This is a genomic window from Haladaptatus sp., from assembly GCF_049589095.1.
Taxonomy (GTDB): Archaea; Halobacteriota; Halobacteria; order Halobacteriales; family Haladaptataceae; genus Haladaptatus.
This window is the reverse complement of the sequence record NZ_JBAWAC010000562.1, coordinates 1-2,188: the sequence shown is the minus strand read 5'-3', so window position 1 is coordinate 2,188 and position 2,188 is coordinate 1. Positions and strand designations below refer to the sequence as shown.

Annotated in this window: 2 protein-coding genes; one reads left to right on the top strand and one right to left on the bottom strand. The window is 61.1% G+C overall.

Annotated elements, in window-relative coordinates:
• Positions 1-336 precede the first annotated feature (336 nt).
• A complete protein-coding gene (locus WBV42_RS17740; RefSeq protein ID WP_423987205.1) occupies positions 337-1,158 on the bottom strand; it encodes a methyltransferase domain-containing protein in 822 nt (273 codons plus the stop codon).
• A gap of 389 nt (positions 1,159-1,547) precedes the next feature.
• Between WBV42_RS17740 and WBV42_RS17735 the strand changes: the two genes are divergently transcribed.
• Positions 1,548-2,188 (top strand): biotin carboxylase N-terminal domain-containing protein (locus WBV42_RS17735; RefSeq protein WP_423987204.1); only part of this gene is annotated, 641 nt, incomplete at its 3' end.

Sequence of the window (2,188 nt, the reverse complement as noted above, 5' to 3'; positions counted from 1 at the left end):
AGAAACACTCGAGCCGGTCGATTGGCTCGGTACACGACAAGAACGACGTAATTGGAAGCATCAGCGATTCACGCTAGCTATACGCGCTTAGCCAGCATACGGTGCGAAGTCGAGTATCTAGACAGTGCCAAACGGGGCGAAATCCCAGAAATCGGACCGCTTTGTATCCAATCGTTCGGAGCAATCGGACCGACCACCGATTTCAACGAGAGTTACACACTAACTAATGCACTACGAACGATTCAGGGATTGATAGGGATATCGGGGCGTGTCCACTCCCACGTAATTGAACGGCAGTGGTGAAACACACCGCAAGACGAGAAGCACCTCCAGATACTATACTCGACACACCGCCAGCATGTGCTCCGAGAAATCGACCACCGCACGGTCTTCCCGGAGCAGTTCGACGACCTGCCGAACGCTTTCGACGGCCTCGTCGCTCGCCTCCGCTAACTCCGGTTTCATGCGGTTGGCCACACCCTCAAGACCGACCAGTTGATCGACTTCGAAACCGGCGTCCTCCAACTCCGCCTCGAACTCGTCGGCGCGGAAGAAGTGACACTCGGCCCAGCCTTCGCCGTTCGCATACTCGTCCACGCGTTCTTCGGTGTATTTGCCGTCCTCAGCGATGGGAACGAGGAGGCCGTGTGACCAGTCGAGATTGAACTTGAGGATGTCGCGGATGGGCGCAAACCTGCTGATGACCGAGACGAAGACGGGTGCGGCGTCACCCGCGACCCGTCGGAGTTCGGCCATCGCGCGTGCGCGTTCGTCATCGTCTACGACGTGGCTCAGGGGACCACCGAGACAGCAAACGGCGTCGAATCCATCGTCTTCGAAACGCAAGTCACGGACGTCGCCTTGCTCCGCCGAAATCACGTCTTCGAGTCCACGTTCGGCGGCGTTCTCGCGGGCGAGTTCGACCTGCGTCTCGCTCACGTCCACGAGCGTCACGTCGTAATTACGCTCGGCGAGCCAAACCGCGTAGCGTCCCGCCGCGCCGCCGACGTCGAGGACGCGGCCCGATTCGGGAAGATGTTTGTCGAGATAGTCCACCGTATTCTCGAACTCCATTCGGGTGACGGGGTCGCGTCCCAGTCGCTCCCACTCGTTTTCGCCGTACTCGTCGTAGTAGTTTCGAGGGTTCATGTCGCTCATCGGCGGTCCTCACTGGTTGATCGTCGGATGGCGTTACTGTCGATACGTCGGCCTGATCGGGTGCTGGTGTACATTTGTCGCTGTGGGGTGGTTGCTGATCGAAGACGAGTCATCGAATCGCCCGGTTTCACCCCGAAGCCGCGTCAGCGGCGAAATCGGGACTCCACCCGGCGAAAAGCAGGTGCTGGTCCGTGATTCGGCCCAGCAGCGGGTGGAGTCGGTCGTTGCACGTCCGAAATGTCAGTGTGTGAGGAGAAAAAGCTACCGCTTCGAGGGGTCGTGGGACGGAATCACCACCCGTCAACCCGTGTGTGACGCTCCCGTTGACACTCGTGGGCGACCCTGAACCGACAGAATGAGGTTACCCACCCGAATACGTTCTCACAAGAATGTTCGATACAGTTCTGGTCGCAAATCGCGGGGAAATCGCGGTCCGCGTGATGCGCGCCTGCGAGGAACTCGGAATCGACACGGTCGCCATCTACAGCGATGCCGATCGAAACTCCGGTCACGTCCGCTACGCCGACGAAGCCTACAACGTCGGCCCGGCCCGTGCCGCGGAGTCCTACCTCGACCAGGAGGCCATCATCGACGCCGCGGAGAAGGCGGGCGCGGACGCGATTCACCCGGGTTACGGGTTCCTCGCGGAGAACGCCGACTTCGCCGCGCTGGTCGAAGCCACGGACGGCGTGACGTGGATCGGCCCAAAGAGCGAGTCGATGGAACAACTCGGCGAGAAGACGAAGGCTCGCAAGACGATGCAGGAGGCAGGGGTGCCCATCGTTCCCGGGACCACCGACCCCGTCGAGGACCCGTCGGAGGTCACGGAGTTCGGCGACGAGTACGGCTACCCCGTCGCCATCAAGGCGGAAGGTGGCGGTGGCGGCCGCGGGATGAAAGTCGTCCGCGGTCCCGAGGAAGCCGAGGACCAACTCGAATCCGCCCAGCGCGAGGGTGAGGCGTACTTCGACAACGCCAACGTCTACCTCGAACGCTACCTCGAAAACCCGCGTCACATCGAGGTCCAGAT